Genomic DNA, 17,989 nt, shown 5'->3' on the forward strand with positions numbered 1-17,989 from the left:
TTAGGGGAAGGTCATGCACGCTGGGCGTTTTTTAACGGTCATCTTTCACGCATTGCGAAAGATATCGTTCGCAATGGTTCTCCTCACCCTTGCATATTCGGCGATGGCCGGCGATGCCCCGATTGTCTCGTTTGGCACGCTGCCTGCGTTGCAGGTCACGACACCTATACCTGGAAGCATGCACACGCCGGATGATTTTAACGGCGACGGTACATCGGATTTGCTGTGGTTCAACCCTTCGCTCAGTCAGCTCAATTTGTGGACCATGACTGCCACGGTAACGACGGGCGAGTTCGGCGGTGGTGTAACGCAGATTGGATCACGCACTTACACCGTTACAAACGGTTACTTCGTGGGTGCCGTTGGCGATTTCAACGGCGATGGTTATGCCGACCTGGTTTTCACGAGCGCAAATCGCGACTTGTATTTGTGGACCAACAATCAGCACGGCGGTTGGACGTCTACCTATATCACCACCTATCCCAGTGGTTGGCAGCTGATTGGCGCAGGGGATATCAATGGCGATGGTTATGACGATTTGCTGTGGTTGAATCCGTCGGCGTGCGAATTCGCTTATTGGACGATGCAGGGCGTGACACGCATTGGCTACAAAATCATACCTGTTGCATGCGGGTATTACCCCGTCAGCATCGGCTATTACACGCCCACGAATCGCTTAAGCATCGTGTGGACGAGTGCGGCGAACGATCTTTATATCTGGGATAGCACGGGCAGCGGCACGGGTGGTACCACAGGCAACGGTTTCAACGCGTACGACCTGACTTCGTACGTGCCAGCCGGGAGTCGTCTGCTCGCCATCGGTGGTGGCTATGAAGGGCAGGGCATTGGGTTGATGTATGACGAACTCAGCACCGACGGCACTTACGACTCCGGTCAGGGATGGCTTCTATCGCGCACATTCGATGCGAACGGCAATCAAACCGGTACCCAGTTAACGTCTGTCTGGGGTGGGGGTCTTGTCAACACCAGCATCGGGTCTGCGGGTTACGTCATTGCAGGCAATGGCGTCAATAACACGGGTATTTATTACTTCGACCCGAAGGATATGGTCATCAGCACCGCAGGTTTGCCGGACGTCAATGACTTTGAATCCGGCAACGCTCCGGCCCCTCCACCGGACACGTCTTATCCGTTTTTCACTAGTTGGAGCTATACCAGCGGATGGTGGGTCGTAGGCGCGTTGCCCAACGGTACCGTGGCACCGCCCTGGCAATGAGTGCGTTCAAAAACACGGGTCAGAGTGCTCTTTCAAAAAGATGTCAAGGTGCACTTTGTAAAAAGCAAAAAAGGGATGGAGGTAATTAAGTCGCGACAACTACTCCCGTTCCCTTCTTTGTGCCAGAAGACGGGCTTTTTATGGGTGACGGTTTTGAATGGACGCCGGGACGCCCGGATCTTTAGTATTGGGGCGTGGCGTTGTGCGTTGCGGCCATAGAAGCGATGCGACAGGGGCAAATCTGAACTTCTTTGCGCAACGGGCTGGCTTGCTCGGCGGACGCTTTAGAGGTGCGGGTGATTAATAGCCTGATCACACGCGAGGTTCTTGGCTCGGGGAATGTGTTCGAAAGAAAGGCTGCACCAGGGGCTTATCGAGGGATAGGGTCACTATGGACAAGTCAGGGGGACGTATGTTCAGTAGTCGATGCGTAAAGAAACTGACGATGGTGATGGGTCTGGCCATGTTGGGCACGTCATGGGGTGTGCTGGCGCAATCGGCGGCCCATGGTGTCGCGACGTCTGCTGACACAGTGATGCATGCGCTGCATCCCGCGGTGACATTGCACAAAGGCGACCGGATGCTCGGTCCGCTGGCCGTGTCACAGCCTATGCATGTTGTTGTGACGCTGAAACTGCGCAATGAGCAGCAGCTTGATGATTACATCGCCAAACCTGGATTCCGGCCACTGACGTCTGCGCAATTCCGGATGCTTTACGGCCCATCCAAGGTCCAGGCGCAAGCGGTCGCCGACTACTTGGTCAAGGCCGGCTTCGGCAATGTGAAAATTGCCCCCAATAACGCTTTTATCGAGGCTGACGGACGCGCAGATACCGCACAGGCCGCATTCAAAACCTCGTTCATGCACGTCAAGACGCATGACGGCAGAGACGCATTTGCCAACAACAGTGCGATACAAATACCGAGTAATTTGCAAGACGTCGTGCAAGCGGTACTTGGCGTACAAAACGTGCACATCGCTCACGCCATGGCACGCAGGTACGATCCGACCGCGGTGCACACGATGACTGTGCAGGCGCAAACCAGCGGCGGACAGATTGGGCACCCACCTTCGGATTTTCCGGTGATTTATGGGGTCGGTAACATGCCGAACGTCACCACCGTGGCCGTAGGTTCAGTTTCTGCGGGAGCGATGACCAATGTCCTGAGTGACCTCAAGGTGGTGGACCCGGGTGTCACCGTTACGCTCCTGGGCAACACCGGTATTGGCAATAGTACTGGCGGGAATAGCGATGACGATGAGTGGGACCTCGATAGCCAGAGCATCATCGCCTTCACCAACGTAAAGCAGTATTACTTCTACGTCGCCGCCTCACTGAACGAGTCGGACCTTGAAATCGCCTTCGCTCAGGTCGTGTCGGACAATATGCTCCGGGCTATCGATGTGTCGTTAGGTGAGTGCGAATCGCAGGCACAGTCGGATGGCACTGCCGTTTCCATGGATGCGACGTTCAAGCAAGCCGTGGCGCAGGGCCAGACGTTCTTCGTGGCAGATGGCGACAGGGGGGCGGACGAGTGCAACAACGCCACGGAGGAACCAAGCTGGCCGTCGAGTTCTCAATATGTAACGGCGGTTGGCGGTACGTCCCTCTACACCACTTCAAATACCGCCTGGCAAAGCGAAGAGGTCTGGAACAAAACTGTTGAAGGCTACGGTGGCACCGGTGGTAGCCCGAGCCTTTTCGAGCCGATACCTGCATGGCAGCAAGGCGTTGCGGGTATCACGGATCAAGTTCATCGCGGTGTGCCCGATATCGCTTTCGAAGGCGATCCCGCTAGCGGCGCTTTGATCACGATCGATGGCTCCCCGGATCAACAATATGGCGGTACTAGCCTGTCTGCGCCGCTTGCGGTTGGCATGTGGGCACACGTACTTCAGGCCGACGGTAACAGTCTGGGTTTTGCGCCACCGGTCATCTACAAATTGGCGCAGGCATCGGCGTTCAGTTACAACGATGCCTTTCACGACGTGCTTTACGGTTCGGATTCCAATGTCGGCCCTGGAGGGTGCTGCAGTGCCGGTCCCGGTTGGGATTACGCGAGTGGCTGGGGCAGCGTGATCGTTCAACAGTTTGCCGACTTGACGCCAAGTTACGGTGCGAGTTCCCCGTTTGTATCATTTGCGACGTTGCCTGCCTTGCAGGTGACGACGCCTATTCCAGGAAGCATGCATGCGCCCGGAGACTTCAACGGCGACGGCACATCCGATCTGTTGTGGTTCAACCCGTCGTCAAGCCAGGTGGGTTATTGGACCATGACGGCCAGCGCGCCTGTGGGCACCGGCGGTGGCGTTGTCAATCTGACGGGGCTCGCCACCTATAGCGTTACGCCCAATTACTTCGTGGGTGCCGTAGGTGATTTCAACAATGATGGTTATGCCGATCTGGTTTTCACCAGCGCCAATCGCGATCTGTGGTTGTGGACCAACAATCAACATGGAGGATTCACGTCCACCCGGATCGGCGCCTCGGATTACCCCAGCCAATGGCAGCTTATTGGCGCAGGCGATGTCGACGGCGACGGTCACGACGATCTTCTCTGGTTGGATCCTGTTGACTGCAAGTTCGGTTATTGGACGATGAATGGCGCCACAGTCACGGGCTATCACACCGTCAACATTGCCTGTGGCTATTACCCGATCAGCATCGGCTACTACACACCATCCAATCGGCTTAGCATTGTGTGGACCAGCGCGGCCAACGACTTGTACATCTGGGATAGCGTCGGCAACACGACCGGTGGCTCTACCGGGCAGGGATTCAACGCTTACAACCTGAGCCCATACTTTCCGAATATGGGGACCATTACGTCCCTCGGTGGCGGCTACCAGGGTACGAACATAGGCATACAGACTTATCAGGCGGCACCCGTGGGATCAGGTGAATCTCCACAGGGATGGGGGACACTTTTTTCGCGCTCCTTCGATGCCAACGGCAATCAAACCGGTATCCAGCTCCTGCCTGTATATGGGCCAGTTGCTGTCGCTGAGTTCGGTTCGGCGGGATATATCATCGCTGGCCAAGGCGTCAATAACACCGGCGTTTACAGCATCAACATCGACAACATGATGATAGGCACGGGTGGTCTGTATGGGGGCGCGTCTAATGCGCTATTTTCCGGAAATGCCCCGGAGATTCCCGGCCCATTCGGAATTAATCCGAGCAGCTGGGGTAACGACAACGGCTGGAGTTACCCCACCGGTTGGTGGGTCGTTGGCGCACTATTCAACGGTACACAGGCGCCGCCCTGGTATTGAGTTTTGCTAATAATCGTCCAAAAGCAATGATCAGAGTGCACTTTCAAGAGGTAAGTGCACTCTGATCCTGTTTCTTTTATCGCCGAGCACTCTGTTGCAAATCGGGCTAAGCGGCTGGCTTCTTGGTAGCTTGCTGCGCCATTTCCACAGCTTTTGCCACTCCTTGCACCGCCATCGCTACCGCTTCCTCGGCCGTGCGCATGGCGTCTTCAACGGCCTGGTCGCTAGCAGCAAGAGCGGCCACTAGCTGGTCATGGGTAAGTTGAATTTGCGCGGCCACGTCGTCGGTGGTTGGCGTAGCGGCGGCTTCTGTTTCTGACGGGGGCGGTGTTTCCTTTTCGTCGCTTGTCATCGTCATGTCCCAGGTTTTGTTTCACCAGCGGATTTATTGTTCAACAAGGCGCTGAGTTGCTCGATGGTCTGGGCGAGGTCGTCGCCGTTTAGCGCCTCGTTGGCAAAGCGCAGGGCTTGCTCAGGGTCTGATTTCAGAATCGCGCGGACGGCGGTGGTCGTCACGGCGTTGCGCAGCATATAGAGGTGTTGCTGCTGCGCCACGGCGTTTTGTATGGCTACCGACACGGCGTGGGCCATGATCTGGTTGGCCATTGCGCGCGCCAAGGCTTCGGATGAACCTTCAACCGAAGCGTTGACCTGCGTGACCGCGTCAGTGATCTGGCTGTTGACTGTGGTCTCGTCAGTCATGACGTTACGCGTCCGCGGATGTCTTGCTGAGCAGCGCTTCGGTGCACGCTGTCACCACTGCCAGCGACACGGTGTTGGCGTTTTGCTGTTGGGTGACGAGGTTCTCTGCGGCAATGCCGGCAGCGTGTGCAAGGGATTGATACAGCGAGCCCAGCGCCATGGCGGGCGCTTCACCGATAACTTTGACATTGGACTGAGTAACAGCATCGGTAATCTGGTCGTTGACGGCAGTCGGAAAAGCCATGGGTTCGTCTCCTTACTTACCAGTGGAACCGAGAATGGATTGCACGCACCGCGTAACCAGCGCCTGCGACACAGTGTTTGCGTTCTGCTGCTGCGTAACCAGATTTTCTCCCGCTCTGCCGGCGGCATGCGAAAGCGCTTGATACAACGAACTCAGCGCCATGGCTGGCGCCTCGCCAATGACTTTTACATTCGACTGGGTAACGGCGTCGGTAATTTGCGAATTCAATGCGGTAGGTGATGCCATCTCTCAAACTCCCTGTGTGAGTGGTGCATTTAAATGAGCGGTTGGAAATACCGCTGCAACATGGACGCTGCGTGATGTGCCTCGATAAGGCGGCAGAAACGTAAGCAGGAAATGAGCCATCCCAAAGCTCATTAGCGAAGAGCGTTGTTGCACAGCGACTTAAGTCGCCGGCAACCATCGATCGCCTCGTTGCACGACCTGATTATTTCGTCACCTTCCGACCCGACGCGTCAGCACGCGCGTGAAGGTTATGTGTAGAAAGTCGTGTTCGGTAACGGTGGCAGATATCGTTATTAGTTGCCGCGATGGAATGCGAAACGAGTGCGGCGCTAGATCGATCACTCGTAGATACCTAACTGTTCGAATCCTTCATCGATTCGATGCAGCATGTCGTCGCAAATGACGTTGAGTCCCTGCATCTTGTTGGCTTCAGGCTTCTGCTCTGTCACTTTCAAAATCAGTTTTGAAAATTCCCAAAACAAGGTGCCTTCGTAGGACTGGTCATCTTCCGGTTTGAAGGCAGCAAATTTCGTATAGAACAGTTGACGCACAGCGTACTCATCCTGAAAGCGCGGACGCATGACTTCTGGCACACGTTTGGCCATTAAATGAACCATGGCTTCCATGAGTTGCGTGTCACCGCTTTTTTCTCGCGCCTTCATGGCTAGCCGGCTCGCTAAATGAAGTTCGAAGAGGAGCACCTCCCGCGCAACGACCGGGAACGCGTCAAATTGGGTTTCGCGCCAGTTCCGGCCTACTGCCGTATTGATGACGGCGGTCGAATTCCGCTCGAGCGAGTCGAGCAAGAAGCTGGTCGCTAGTCCAGCTCTCTCATCAACGGCTTGGCGTTTTACTTTGCTGAAAGGCCACATGTTTCCATCCTGTAGATGAAGCGAACAATGGCTGACAACCGATACTTATGGCTTTTACTGGGAAATAGGCGAACTGACAACAAAGCGCGCCAAAGCGGTTGACGGTCGCTAGTCGCGCCTAACGAAGCCGATATCGTTTTATTTCGCCTTTTGTCTCGTTTTGTTTCTTCTACACGGCCCATAGTTTTTCCACGGACATAAGCGTCCGTGTGGAGTGTTTTATGAAACGCCTGATCATTGCCACGACCATCGCACTCAGTCTTGCGTGCGCCGGCAGCATCAGCGCCGCCCAAGACCAGACCCGCGCCACCAACTTGGAGAATTTCACCGTCACCGCAACCCCAGGCCAATACGAGACCTACTTTGTCGACTTGCACACGGGCTACGGATTGGAGGCCCTTGTCGGCAACACACATACACAATACGTGCAGGCGGAGCGGGCGGCCGAGAGGTCGGAAGCCCTACGCAAGCTGGGTATTGCTCCGCAGCCGTTCGTCGCCGTCGCCATCGACAACTCGGCCGGTCCAGGCGTGGCAAAACGAGTGCTGCTGTTCGACGCCGCTCAAAGCGCGATTGCCGTCGTCGACGTGTATTGCAAGCGGGCCGTCCCGGCGGGAGGCAGACACTGTCAGTTGTATCCTCGCCAGGTTCAGGCCAACGTATAGCCAGCGTCGGGCCGTTCTTGCGTGAATCGGATCCGGTTTGTTTGTGCGGAGATTTTCTCGCGAGTAGCGCGTCGTTTCCTATGCGGCATCGGTGGTGGATATCGGCACAACAAGTAACGCCTTACCTCACACCACCGAAACAAAAAAGGCCCGTCTGTTGACGGGCCTTTTTGTTCCAATGTCGCTGCTTGCGCGATCAGTGACCGATGGATGCCGTGCACTGATCGTTGTCGCAAGCAAAGTCCACTTCGGATGCCCTGCCCACGAAGAGCGGAACACCCGGCTGGCTGGCAAGCGTCTTGCCGTCCTTTTCCAGCGACACAACGTAGGTTCCCGGCCGTAGCTGGGAAAGGCTGTAGCGGCCTTTGCTGTTGGCCGTGCCATGACGGGTAATGCCGGTATCGCTGTGAACGGTGATGGTGCCATCGCTGGGAGCCTTGCCGACGATTCTGGAGTCGGTTTCCTGCGCATATGCAACGCTGAGTGTCATGGTGCCAACTGCACCCATGGCAATGATCGCCATGAACTTGGATGCGAAGCGGAATCCGTGTTTCTGCTGGCGATTGACTTCGTATTTTTGAATGATGTTCATGCTTGTGCTCGTGGGTTGGGGGAATTCAGGCGCACAAAACCGCTCATCCGTTCGCGCGGCGATGGATGTGACTATCGATGTCAAAGCAGCGCGCTTGGGGTGGGGTGGCTGCCGATGTACTTGCCGTCCTTGTTATGTGCGGCGTCTCTTTCCGTAACGCCTGAATTCGCCACTCCCACCCCAAATCGACTGCTGCGGTCTTTGGATGGTCGGTGTCGACGATAGGTTTAAATTAGCAGAGAGGGGTTACACGACTCATGTGAAGATCGTAATGATTGAGCACAATCAGCGACTCCTTTTTCCTCTATATAACGTTGCTGACCGAATTCGGTGAATGCTTCTAGGTGAAGTTTTCAATCGTTCGAGCGGCATCTGGGCCATAAGTCACGATAGTTGGGTATCACAAGAACGCCCGGCCCGGCGACCTTTGCACGCCACCATCCCACCGTCTGTCAGAGCAGGCTGATCAATAATTGCGGCTAATGTTGTTTTGAGACGATCCTCGCTTTTTGAATGGCGGAAAAAGAGGGACAGAGAGGGTTAATTGCACTTAATGATCTTTGTTCTCCTTTAGCATTGGCCCCGTTTTTGCCACGCAGCGGTCTTCCACATCGCCTTAACCCTGCACGGCGCAGCCTTTGGTTGGCGACGCTGTAGCGCCCGCGCGTTTCAACATCGCGGCTATGACACGTCATCGCATTCGCAGCTTTTCTCAAGTCTCCGAACGGGTTGAGCGCTACCGTTCCGGTGAATGGGGATTTCAGCGCTCAGAGTTCTTAGAGCATCACGTATTACTTGCACGATGGCCGGAGCGCTTGCGCTTCCGTTTTTTCGTTTGTGCGTTCTATGGAGGAGACGGACATGCGGAAATTGAAAATACACACTCATGCATTCGGTTGGACGCTGGCGCTAAGCGTCGCGTGTTCGGGGTTGGCGCTCGCGCAAGACATGCCTGCCAAACCTGCGCAGCTTGAGACAAAGGTGCCTGTGTCGACGACGGCTAACACGGTGCCGAAACTGGCGCCGGCAAAGACGGCGGCGGAACAAGCACAGCGTGAAGCGTGGCGGGAGAAGATGGCGCACACCCCGCGCAAAAGTGGTGCCTGCTACAAGGCCACGTATCCCGACACGACGTGGCACGAGGTTCCTTGCAAACCTGCACCGAAACATTACTTTCCGCCGCACCCCGGTGCGCACACCGATACGATAGGTAACGGAACCACAGATTATGTTGCTCAACCGGCGAACTCGATGTCGATGGCGGAAGGTTCTTTCGACGCCGTTTCGACCACGAGCGTGCAGACGGAGGGGGCGGGAAGCGGCGGCGTCAATGGCCCGAATCTTTTCAGCCTGCAGCTCAATTCAGAGTACGTCAACACCAAGCAGTGCACGGCAGCGCTTGGCCCGAAGTGCCGTGGTTGGGTTCAGTTTGTCTACGACAACAGCGAACAAGCTGCTTACGTCCAATACTGGCTTCTGAACGATGATTTCACGCCTTTTACGGCGGGGTGCCCAGGTGCATGGCAGCCAAACTCCGGCTATTGCGTGCAGACCTCGCCGACGTCCGCTCAGACGTTTGCCTCGGAGGCGACCTCTGCCGATTTGCAGGACATGAAGGTCTTTGGCACGGTGGGTACAGGCGTTACGGTGTATTGGGGTGGGTCCATGATCTCGGCGCCCGATATCGGTGCCGTTCCGGATCTGGCCAGCAATTGGTTTGATGCCGAGTTCAATGTGTTTGGTGACGGCGGTGCGGGGCAGGCTGTTTTTACTGGCACCACCAGCATTACCGTGCGCACGCAGGTGGATACGGGTATCAACGTTGCACCGGATTGCTACTTCATCAGCTATACGGGTGAGACCAACAATCTCAATCTGATCAGCACGCCAGCGATAGAGCCGAAGAAGCAGTATCCGTCGATCATTTTCATTCAGGGCAGCGCCAACACGCCGGCATCTTGTTCGACCAGTGTCGGCGATCCGCACATCACCACCTTCGATGGGCTCTATTACAGCTTCTATGCGAGCGGTGATTTTGTGCTCGCTGACGCCGGCCCGGATTTCATCGTGCAAGGGCGCCAGGAATCGGGTGCGAAGGTGTTCAACAATCCCAACGTGAGCATGAATACGGCAGTGGCCGTGCAGATGGGCATCAATCACATTGCCATCTACGACAGTCCGCAGCGTGTGGTGATCAACGGCAAAACGACCAGCGTCGCCAACAATCAAGTTATCAATCTGTCCGGTGGCGTCGCGGTGCTGCGATTGGGAAGCTTGTATGTCCTCACGCGTAGCAACGGGGATTTGGTGCGCGCGCAGCTCAATAACGGTTGGATGGACATCACGGTGGGTCTGGGGCGAAGATCGCGATCGAGCGCGCACGGCATTTTGGCAAGCCCCACTGGCTCTGCACTCTCCATGCGAGATGGCACAGTGCTAAAGGAGCCTGTATCCGGCGACGATCTCTACCAACGCTACGCCAAGAGCTGGCTTGTTCAGCCGAAGGAATCGCTGTTTGCCGATAAAGCGATTCCGTTTGCCGCGCCCGTTCAATTGATTACGGCTGCCGATCTCGATAAGGCCGCCTATGCGCAAGCGCGTGCCGCGTGCACTGCAGCGGGCGTTACCGACGCGACACACTTGGACTCCTGCACGTTGGATACTGCCGTATTCAAGAGCAAAGTAGCGATTAAGGCATTTACGCGTGCCATGCCTGCGAAGCTGGAAATAAAACCGGTGGCAGTGAGCGCGTTGAAACAACCTTAGAAAACTAAAATAGAGGAAGAAAAAGCGGGCGGAAATAGTTAAAGCGATTTAATTACTTCCGCCCCTTTTGTTGCAGGGCTTTCTGTCATCCAGCAATCGTCGTAATAATTTGCGCGCTATATCTGACGCGGTTCTCTCTAGCACGCCTATCGTCTCACTGAGGAGGGTCCGGCTGCTTTTTGATGCGAAAAAAAGCAGTTTGGTATCCTTTATCCTTTAGTAGCGATAGCACTTTCAAGGTTTGGAGAGAGTCAGTCATGACCATGCGTATATGCGCCCTGTTGGCAACGATGATGCTGTTGGTGGGATGTGCTACCGACGACCCGGATATCACGGTAAAACATCGCGTTCCTCATGGAAGTACGGTAGCCGTGGTGATGTTTCAGGATTGCGGTATTCCGAATCAGGCGGATTGCGCCGGCTCCGGTGCGGCGGCCGGTTCGATCTTTATCCGCATTCTTTCGCAAAAGCCGGGCCTGCATGTCGCCTCGTTGCCAAGGCCTGTCGCGGCCAGCGCGCCGCTCACTGACGATGCTGCGGTTGCTTACGCCAATAAGAAAGGCTACCGCTATGTCATCAACGGTGAGGTCCAGGATTATTACCGCACCGGACATTTGGCGCTTCACTCGGATCGCGTAGCGATGTCAGTACGCGTGCTTAGTGTCAAGGACGGGCAAGTGTTGGTGACTTATACCTATCAAGAGGATTCGAAGACACATTTCGCGTCGCCCGACGACATGTTGGAAGACATGGCAAAGCAGTTGGCGACGTCCATCGTTGTTGAGCCAAAGAAACAGCGTCAGGGTGATTTTATGTTCTACAAGGGAAATGGCGGTTGAGTTAGAAGGTGAAGCAGAAGTGGTAGCCCCTTATGAGAAAAGGCAACTCAGCCAGGTTTGACGGCTATGCTCCGGCGCCCAGTCTTGGTTTCACGAGTGTTTCATGTGTGAATGGATATTACGTCTGGTGGGGTGATCAACCAAACGTAAGGGGATATCCATGAAACTCGTTTCTATGGCATACGCCGCTGCAGCACTTATTGGCATCACTGCTCTCATTCGTCCGACCACTGCCTTCGCATTTCCACCTTGTTCAACCTGCGCCACGTGGTGGACGGAATGTTCGCAAGGCGACAAAACAGCCTGTCAAAGCTTCGCCGATCTATGTATGGGCTGTCCCGAAAACTCCACTGTAAAGGGCGCGGGGGCGCCACCGTCGAAGATCAACGGTAAATTGGACACGGCCCTCTCGGATATCCGCCGTTTCCTGTAATGGCACTTGCCCATTGAAGCGGGCACGATAGAGAAAAGCCCCCGCCTACCGGAGCGGGGGCTTTTTTTATGGTCCAAATGGATAACTTGCAACAAGCGGCAACGGGTTGAGTCATTCCCGCCACCATGAAGCAGGCGCAGTTGGATTTTCTTGAGGAAGAGCGAACGCTGGCCGCTCCTTTTGAGGCGATATGTAAGATTGCTTTGCTCTTGAGGGGTGGAACGCAATAACCTTTGTGGCGAATTGTTGAAATACGGGAAAAGTGCATGGACAACACAGACGTGGGCTATCCGATTGGCAATGCCGGGCAGCCATGGGGCAACGCGGAGAGAGTGCTCTGGCTCTCGCGGCAAGTCCGTCAGCGCAGTTATGAGACCGATGTGCTCCAGGCAATCGATCAGCTTGGCTCCCGTTTCGACGTGTCGGAATACGGTCGACTTGAATACGCACAGGGAAGCTTTCCGCTTTTTTCCATTCGTACCCGCAATTGGCGGGATGATCTTCCTGTCGTGCTAGTCACCGGCGGCGTGCATGGTTACGAAACAAGTGGCGTTCATGGTGCACTTCGTTTTGCAGAACAACATATGGCTGACCTCGCGGGGCGAGCAAACATACTGGTCGTTCCGTGCGTGAGTCCTTGGGCCTACGAACGCATTCAGCGTTGGAATCCGAATGCCATCGATCCCAACCGTTCGTTTTACGACAACAGTCCATCCGGCGAGTCGGCTGCTTTGCTGCGGCTGGTTGCGCCGTTACGTGGTCGTTTCCTGATGCACATCGACCTGCACGAAACGACCGATAGCGACGAAACCGAATTTCGTCCTGCCCTGGCCGCGCGTGATGGCAAGGTATTCGAACCAGGTGAAGTCCCGGATGGTTTTTATCTTGTCGATGACACCGGCAACCCGCAGCCGGCCTTCCAGCAGGCTGTGCTGGCAGCGGTATCGACGGTGACGCATATCGCTCCGACGGATGCTAGTGGTGAAATCATTGGTTCGCCGGTGGTGGCGCCAGGTGTCATCGAATACGCGCTGAAGGAACTTGGTTTATGCGCCAGTATTACCGGTGCGCGTTATACGACAACCACCGAGGTTTATCCCGACAGCCCACGTGCTACGCCGGAGCAGTGCATCCAGGCACAAGTCGCAGCGGTGCGTGCAGCTATTGATTATGCGTTAGCACACGCTTGACCAAAACAGAGATCAGAGTGTTTGCAAGTCAAAGGGCGGTGCCGGTTTTGTATCGTATTGACCGCAAATGTTGCGCTGGCTGTTACTACTCTGTCGGCGCTTGCCGTGCATTTTTCACAACAAGCGCATCGGAGGGCGTTGCCAGCTCCGTTCCCGGCATTTGAATCGGTGCAAAGCTTTGATCGGGTGAGTCGCTGGCGGGCTTGAAGGGTTCGGTGTCCCAGAAATTCACACGAAAATGCATCAGAAAATCATCGTCCACTACAAAGGCGCGGGAAATGGTCACGCGTGTGGCGATGGGTGCGCCGTCCGCAATTACCGGACGTGCTTTCCATGTGGCTATATCGGCGGCCACGTCGTTCGCTTGCTCGCTGGCAGGTTTTCCAAGCGATGTGACACTGCGGATATTACGGATATGGTCGATGCTACCGTCCGGCTCTACTGTCGCCTGCATGACGAAGATCGCGTCTATGCCATGACTCAGGAAACCGTGTGGAAAGCGCATGGAACGGCTTTCAATGTAAGGGCCGTTGCCGACGTAAAGCAATTCCTTAAAAACGCGACTTTGCCTTGGTTGTTTGAAGTAATGAAATCGCGTGCGTAGCCATGTCGTAACCGCGACAGGTTGGCCGTTCTTTTGAAAAGGTTGAAATTGCCACGTAATGACGGTGCTGGCGACGAGTTGCCTCAACTCGTCGGGCAGTTTCACCATAGGGCGGGTGGCAGTGACGTGCCCTGTCGGATCCAGATCCACCTCGACCTCGAAAGGTTGGGTCATTACATCCAGCTTTTTGGCATGAGCGGCTTCGCAGCACAGAGCAGCCAAAAGCAACGTCGTGAATACTATGCGTGACATGGGACTCCATCTATGACCTCCCGCGCAAAAACAGCAAAAGGGTAGGTCATCAAATCGCTCTAATAACCCGTTCCTTTCCCGTGCTTGGGCCTAATTGGGCTCCTCAATCTGCTCCTCTTTGGCATCTATTCCGGGCCCGATCTCTCTGGCAAGCTTGCCAGAGGACACGTAGCCCAGAAGGCAGGGCGCGTGGCGATGGAGATGCCGAGGCCGTCGCAAAGCTTACGCCGGCGCGTGCTCATGAAGAAAGTACGGCAACGCAAATAGGGGGAACTCATGAAACGCTTGATTGTTGGCCTGCTGGCGCTGACGCCAAAATGGGGTCAGCGGTAATTAAATCATTTTAATTACCCCAATCCTTTTGTTCTTGTCTTGGCAGTGCGGTGTCCTATTGCGCCGCACTCATTTGTTACAACATATGGGAGATGATTCATGATCAATATGCCTTCGAAGGATCCGCGCAGCCTTTTCGGCCGCTTCGGTGTCGGCGGCGCGATCGCTATCGCTGTTTTGATTGTGTTGTTTTACAACAGCGTGTTTGTTGTTTCTCCCAGTGAACAGGCGGGAACGCGCTGGATGGGCGGCACGACCATGACAAGTACACCGCTTTCGACAGGCGTGCACTTCAAGGTGCCGTTCTTTGAAACCGTCGACCGTTTGCAGACCAGCCGCTCGGTCTACACACTGAATGGTCTAGATGTGTACACCAACGACAATCAGAAGGTGACGATTGACGTCAGCTTGATCTATCAGATTCCAAGTTCCGCCGTGATGAATTTGCTCTATCACGTTGGCCGCGCTGGTGCAGTGGATATCGAGGCGACCATTCTGCCTGTCGTCAGGGATCGGGCACTCGCCGCCTTTGCGCAGTACAACACGCTGACCATTTCCGATCAGCGCGCACAGATCACCGCGCAGATGCGCAAGGACATCAGCGAAGCGTTGCAGCGTTTGTTTAACGTAGACGTGATCGATGTGCAGCTGGTTGGCATCCATTACTCACCCATCTTCGATCAATCCATTGAGGAAGCTGTGCGCGCCAAGAACCTGGCTGTGCAGGCGGAAAACACCGTGGCTCAGAAGAAGTTCGAGGGAGAGCAGAAAACCGTGACCGCCACCGCCGAGGCGACTGCTGCGGTCGAGCGCGCGAACGGCGAAGCACAGGCTACCGTGTTGCAGGCGCAAGCCCAGGCCAAAGCGATCGAGACCGTAGGCGATGAGCTGAAGAGCCATCCGGAATATGCGCACTTCTACGGATTGCAGCATTGGAACGGCGTGCTGCCGCAAGTCGTCGGTGCGGGGTCGATTCCGATGATCGATTTGAGCAAGGGCCAAAACACGGAGCAGTGAGCGGCGCTCACAAAACCAGGTGAGAGCAGCTCGTCGCGACGAAGCGTCGATATGCAGCCACTAAGCGACATCACAGAAAGACCGGTTGAATACCGGCCTTTTTATTAGGCGGCCATCGGTACCATTGGCGCAGATTCTTCTGTGCTCAATGCTGCTTTCGCAACGTAATCGAACCATACGTCATGCAGTCGCTCGGCTTCCGGGCACGCGTCACCCTGACAGCAGTGCTGACACATCTGATTGTGAATCACCAACGCTGCAATAATCCCCTTCATGGCTTCCCCTAACGGTCGCTAACTCAGTTGCGATTATCATTGTCCAATGACGTTATCGACCGCCAAAACGGTGCCTTGAATGGATGGCGTGAAAAGTGTGCGGATCGCAGTAATTTGCAGCAGACGTTGGCGTTTTGTTAACCCGCTTCGGTTTACTTAACGGGCAGGTTGTAAGGAGATGACATGACCACTGAGCACCGGTACTGGTTTGGACGCAAGAGAATCGGCTGGGGATGGGGGCCTCGCACCTGGGAAGGCTGGCTCACGGTGATCATCTACGCGTTGCTTATGATGACACTGCCGTCTTACCTCGGGCCTCAGTGGGGTGATAACGGGGTTCGAATGGTGTGGATTGGACTGACCGTATTGTTCTTTGTGATCTTCTTCTGGAAGTTGGAGCGCACGGGTCTAGGTTGATCGGTTATAAGAACAAAGGTCAGAACCCTCTATTGGGCGTTAGCGTCGTCAACCATCAAAGGGCTGCGAGCCATGCTATATGACCTCACCCAGACCGTTCTGTTGCTCGTTACCGGGTTGTTCCCCATCATCAACCCACCGGCATCGGCGTTCATGGTGCTGAGCCTGGTTCCGCACGCGACGCAAGCTGAGCGCAATGACCTGGCGCGGCGCATTACGTTCAACAGCTTTGTGATCTTGTTGGCGTCGCTATCGATTGGCGCATACGTGCTGTCTTTTTTTGGAATATCGATTCCCGTGCTAAGGGTGGCCGGTGGTCTGATTATCGGCATGACAGGATGGAGCCTTCTGCAGAAGCCCAGCGACGAGCCGACGGATGATCATTCGCAGGCATTGCAAGCCGATACGCGTGGCGAATCGCTGGCGTCCAAGGCGTTCTATCCGTTGACACTTCCCCTCACGGTGGGGCCTGGTTCCATTGCAGTCGCTATCGCACTGGGTACGGGTTCGCCCAAGGAGGGACCGTCTGCGGGGCATATCATCGGTGTCGCGTTGGCGCTGGTCATCCTTTGCGCGAGCATTTACATCTGCATGCGTTACGTCAGCACAACCGAGCGGCTGTTGGGCACCGTTGGCACTCAAGTCGCCATGCGACTGTTCGCATTTGTGATCTTCTGCATCGGCGTGCAGCTGTGTTGGAGCGGCCTGTCGCAATTGCTCGCGTCAGTGCATTGAGAGTAGTGGCGGGAAAAAGTGGGAGCCGTCTTTTGATACGGAAATGGACTCTGCTTTTCCTTCGACAATGGCTCATTATCTCGATCATGCAGGTTGGATCCGACGATACGTTGTATGACATTCAAAAAAGCCCCGCCATGCGGCGGGGCAGTGAGCCGAAATATCCGGCACGCATTGAGAGTTAGAAGCCGAATGGCGGGGTCAGCCCGGTAAAGTCGCCAATCTGCTTGGCATCGTAAGGGCCGTTGAGCTCATTGAAACCGTCGCCAGGGGTATTAAGCTGGCCTTGATCGAATACGATTTTCCCCGCTTTGGTAACTTCGATGACGCGATCATTGAATTGGTCGCTAATCAGCGTGTCCCCGTTTTGTAGTCGAATGCCTCGTGTCGGTAGCGGGGCGGAATTGCTTCCAGATTGCGTGTTGGTAACGTATTGCCAGACCACCTGATCGTTACCATTAACCTCGACAATTCGATTGTTGTTGGAGTCGCTGATCAATGTGTTCCCATTGGGAAGGCGGCTGGCAAAGGCGGCGCCGCTCACAGTCCCTTGTGCTGTGAATTGCTTGACGATCTGCAAGTCGGGTTTGATTTCAATGACACGGTTGTTGCTTTCGTCGGCAATCAGGATGTGGCCGTTTGCCAATACCTCCGCGCTATTTGGGCTGCTGAGCTGGTTTGGACCGTCTCCACTCACGCCCGTGGTGCCGTATTGCCACACGATCTGATGATTCAAGTTTACGAGAATGATGCGTTGATTACCTTGATCAGCAATCAGGACATGGGGTCCCGGATGTTGGGGGAAGCTAACGAGAAATAGCGATTGCACCGGCGTATTCAATTGATTCGGGCCGTCGCCGGTAACGCCTGCAGAGCCGTATTGCCAGATGATGTTGCCGTCAGGGCCGACGATAAAAACCCGATTGTCAGGACAACCATTGACGGTATCGGAGCAACCCGGCAATCCAGGGGGTGTACCGGTGCCTGAAATTAATGTGAGAGGTCCAAAACGCTCGGCGTCGTTGACGCCGACGACACTGTGTGGTCCGGGCAGGTCGGAGCCGTTGCCGAAATGCCAAACCACCTGATGTGTGTGGCGGTCGACCTCAATGACACGATTGTTGAATTGGTCGGAGATAAGAATATGACCGCTGTCTTGCGCGCTGGCTGAGCGCGCGCACACCAGGCTGGTAGCAGTGCCGGCAAGGATCGCGGCCATAAGCATGTGGCGAAAGATCGGTTTTCGCATCAGATTGCATGTCATGGGAGTGTTCTCCGTTTGGATGAAGCGAT

Annotated in this window: 17 protein-coding genes and 1 pseudogene; 10 read left to right on the forward strand and 8 right to left on the reverse strand. The window is 55.3% G+C overall.

The features are described 5' to 3' along the window. Positions 1–73: 73 nt before the first annotated feature. Positions 74–1,237, forward strand: a complete 1,164-nt coding sequence (locus tag EKH79_RS00425; RefSeq protein ID WP_158621153.1) for an FG-GAP repeat domain-containing protein — start codon at positions 74–76, stop codon at positions 1,235–1,237. Between the two features lie 412 nt (positions 1,238–1,649). After that, positions 1,650–4,514 (forward strand): protease pro-enzyme activation domain-containing protein, encoded by a 2,865-nt coding sequence (locus EKH79_RS00430; RefSeq protein ID WP_158621154.1) that lies wholly within the window; start codon positions 1,650–1,652, stop codon positions 4,512–4,514. Positions 4,515–4,620: 106 nt separating this feature from the next. Here the strand turns inward: EKH79_RS00430 and EKH79_RS00435 are convergent, their stop codons facing one another. The 5 genes and pseudogenes from EKH79_RS00435 to EKH79_RS00455 form a co-directional block, all read right to left on the reverse strand. Next, positions 4,621–4,866, reverse strand: a complete 246-nt coding sequence (locus EKH79_RS00435) for a hypothetical protein (protein ID WP_126671819.1) — start codon at positions 4,864–4,866, stop codon at positions 4,621–4,623. 2 nt (positions 4,867–4,868) lie between these two features. After that, positions 4,869–5,216 carry a RebB family R body protein gene (locus EKH79_RS00440; protein ID WP_126671820.1) on the reverse strand — a complete coding sequence of 116 codons (348 nt, stop codon included), beginning with the start codon at positions 5,214–5,216 and terminating at the stop codon, positions 4,869–4,871. 7 nt (positions 5,217–5,223) lie between these two features. Next, positions 5,224–5,460: pseudogene (locus tag EKH79_RS00445) on the reverse strand (RebB family R body protein); the annotation flags it as partial. A gap of 12 nt (positions 5,461–5,472) precedes the next feature. After that, positions 5,473–5,706, reverse strand: coding sequence for a RebB family R body protein (locus EKH79_RS00450; RefSeq protein WP_126671822.1), 234 nt, complete (start codon positions 5,704–5,706; stop codon positions 5,473–5,475). Positions 5,707–6,044: 338 nt separating this feature from the next. Further along, on the reverse strand, positions 6,045–6,578 hold the full coding sequence (locus tag EKH79_RS00455) for a hypothetical protein (RefSeq protein WP_126671823.1): 534 nt from the start codon (positions 6,576–6,578) through the stop codon (positions 6,045–6,047). A 221-nt stretch (positions 6,579–6,799) separates the two neighbouring features. Here EKH79_RS00455 and EKH79_RS00460 point away from each other — a divergent pair, with 221 nt between their 5' ends. After that, the gene (locus EKH79_RS00460) at positions 6,800–7,243 is read left to right on the forward strand and encodes a hypothetical protein (protein WP_126671824.1); all 444 of its coding nucleotides are present in this window, start codon (positions 6,800–6,802) and stop codon (positions 7,241–7,243) included. 196 nt (positions 7,244–7,439) lie between these two features. On the opposite strand, the gene EKH79_RS00465 is transcribed toward EKH79_RS00460, so the two are convergent. Beyond that, the gene (locus EKH79_RS00465; RefSeq protein WP_126671825.1) at positions 7,440–7,835 is read right to left on the reverse strand and encodes a carboxypeptidase-like regulatory domain-containing protein; all 396 of its coding nucleotides are present in this window, start codon (positions 7,833–7,835) and stop codon (positions 7,440–7,442) included. 861 nt (positions 7,836–8,696) lie between these two features. On the opposite strand from EKH79_RS00465, the gene EKH79_RS00470 reads away from it, so the two are divergent. From EKH79_RS00470 to EKH79_RS00485, 4 genes are all read left to right on the forward strand, one after another. Then, the gene (locus EKH79_RS00470; protein WP_158621155.1) at positions 8,697–10,601 is read left to right on the forward strand and encodes a VWD domain-containing protein; all 1,905 of its coding nucleotides are present in this window, start codon (positions 8,697–8,699) and stop codon (positions 10,599–10,601) included. A 257-nt stretch (positions 10,602–10,858) separates the two neighbouring features. Beyond that, positions 10,859–11,440, forward strand: a complete 582-nt coding sequence (locus EKH79_RS00475; RefSeq protein ID WP_126671827.1) for a hypothetical protein — start codon at positions 10,859–10,861, stop codon at positions 11,438–11,440. Positions 11,441–11,600: 160 nt separating this feature from the next. Further along, on the forward strand, positions 11,601–11,873 hold the full coding sequence (locus EKH79_RS00480; protein ID WP_126671828.1) for a hypothetical protein: 273 nt from the start codon (positions 11,601–11,603) through the stop codon (positions 11,871–11,873). A 266-nt stretch (positions 11,874–12,139) separates the two neighbouring features. After that, a complete protein-coding gene (locus tag EKH79_RS00485) occupies positions 12,140–13,063 on the forward strand; it encodes a M14 family metallopeptidase (RefSeq protein WP_126671829.1) in 924 nt (307 codons plus the stop codon). An 85-nt stretch (positions 13,064–13,148) separates the two neighbouring features. Here EKH79_RS00485 and EKH79_RS00490 read toward each other — a convergent pair whose 3' ends face one another. Beyond that, a complete protein-coding gene (locus EKH79_RS00490) occupies positions 13,149–13,841 on the reverse strand; it encodes an energy transducer TonB (protein WP_158621156.1) in 693 nt (230 codons plus the stop codon). A 510-nt stretch (positions 13,842–14,351) separates the two neighbouring features. On the opposite strand from EKH79_RS00490, the gene EKH79_RS00495 reads away from it, so the two are divergent. The 3 genes from EKH79_RS00495 to EKH79_RS00505 all read left to right on the forward strand — a co-directional run bounded on the left by EKH79_RS00495 (position 14,352) and on the right by EKH79_RS00505 (position 16,696). Beyond that, the gene (locus tag EKH79_RS00495) at positions 14,352–15,269 is read left to right on the forward strand and encodes an SPFH domain-containing protein (RefSeq protein ID WP_126671831.1); all 918 of its coding nucleotides are present in this window, start codon (positions 14,352–14,354) and stop codon (positions 15,267–15,269) included. 458 nt (positions 15,270–15,727) lie between these two features. Then, the gene (locus EKH79_RS00500; RefSeq protein WP_126671832.1) at positions 15,728–15,961 is read left to right on the forward strand and encodes a hypothetical protein; all 234 of its coding nucleotides are present in this window, start codon (positions 15,728–15,730) and stop codon (positions 15,959–15,961) included. Between the two features lie 72 nt (positions 15,962–16,033). Next, a complete protein-coding gene (locus EKH79_RS00505; protein ID WP_126671833.1) occupies positions 16,034–16,696 on the forward strand; it encodes a MarC family protein in 663 nt (220 codons plus the stop codon). A 181-nt stretch (positions 16,697–16,877) separates the two neighbouring features. Here the strand turns inward: EKH79_RS00505 and EKH79_RS00510 are convergent, their stop codons facing one another. Beyond that, the gene (locus tag EKH79_RS00510; RefSeq protein ID WP_126671834.1) at positions 16,878–17,960 is read right to left on the reverse strand and encodes an NHL repeat-containing protein; all 1,083 of its coding nucleotides are present in this window, start codon (positions 17,958–17,960) and stop codon (positions 16,878–16,880) included. Positions 17,961–17,989 lie beyond the last annotated feature (29 nt).

It is taken from the genome of Dyella dinghuensis, from assembly GCF_003977615.1.
In the GTDB taxonomy this organism is placed as follows: Bacteria; Pseudomonadota; Gammaproteobacteria; order Xanthomonadales; family Rhodanobacteraceae; genus Dyella_B; species Dyella_B dinghuensis.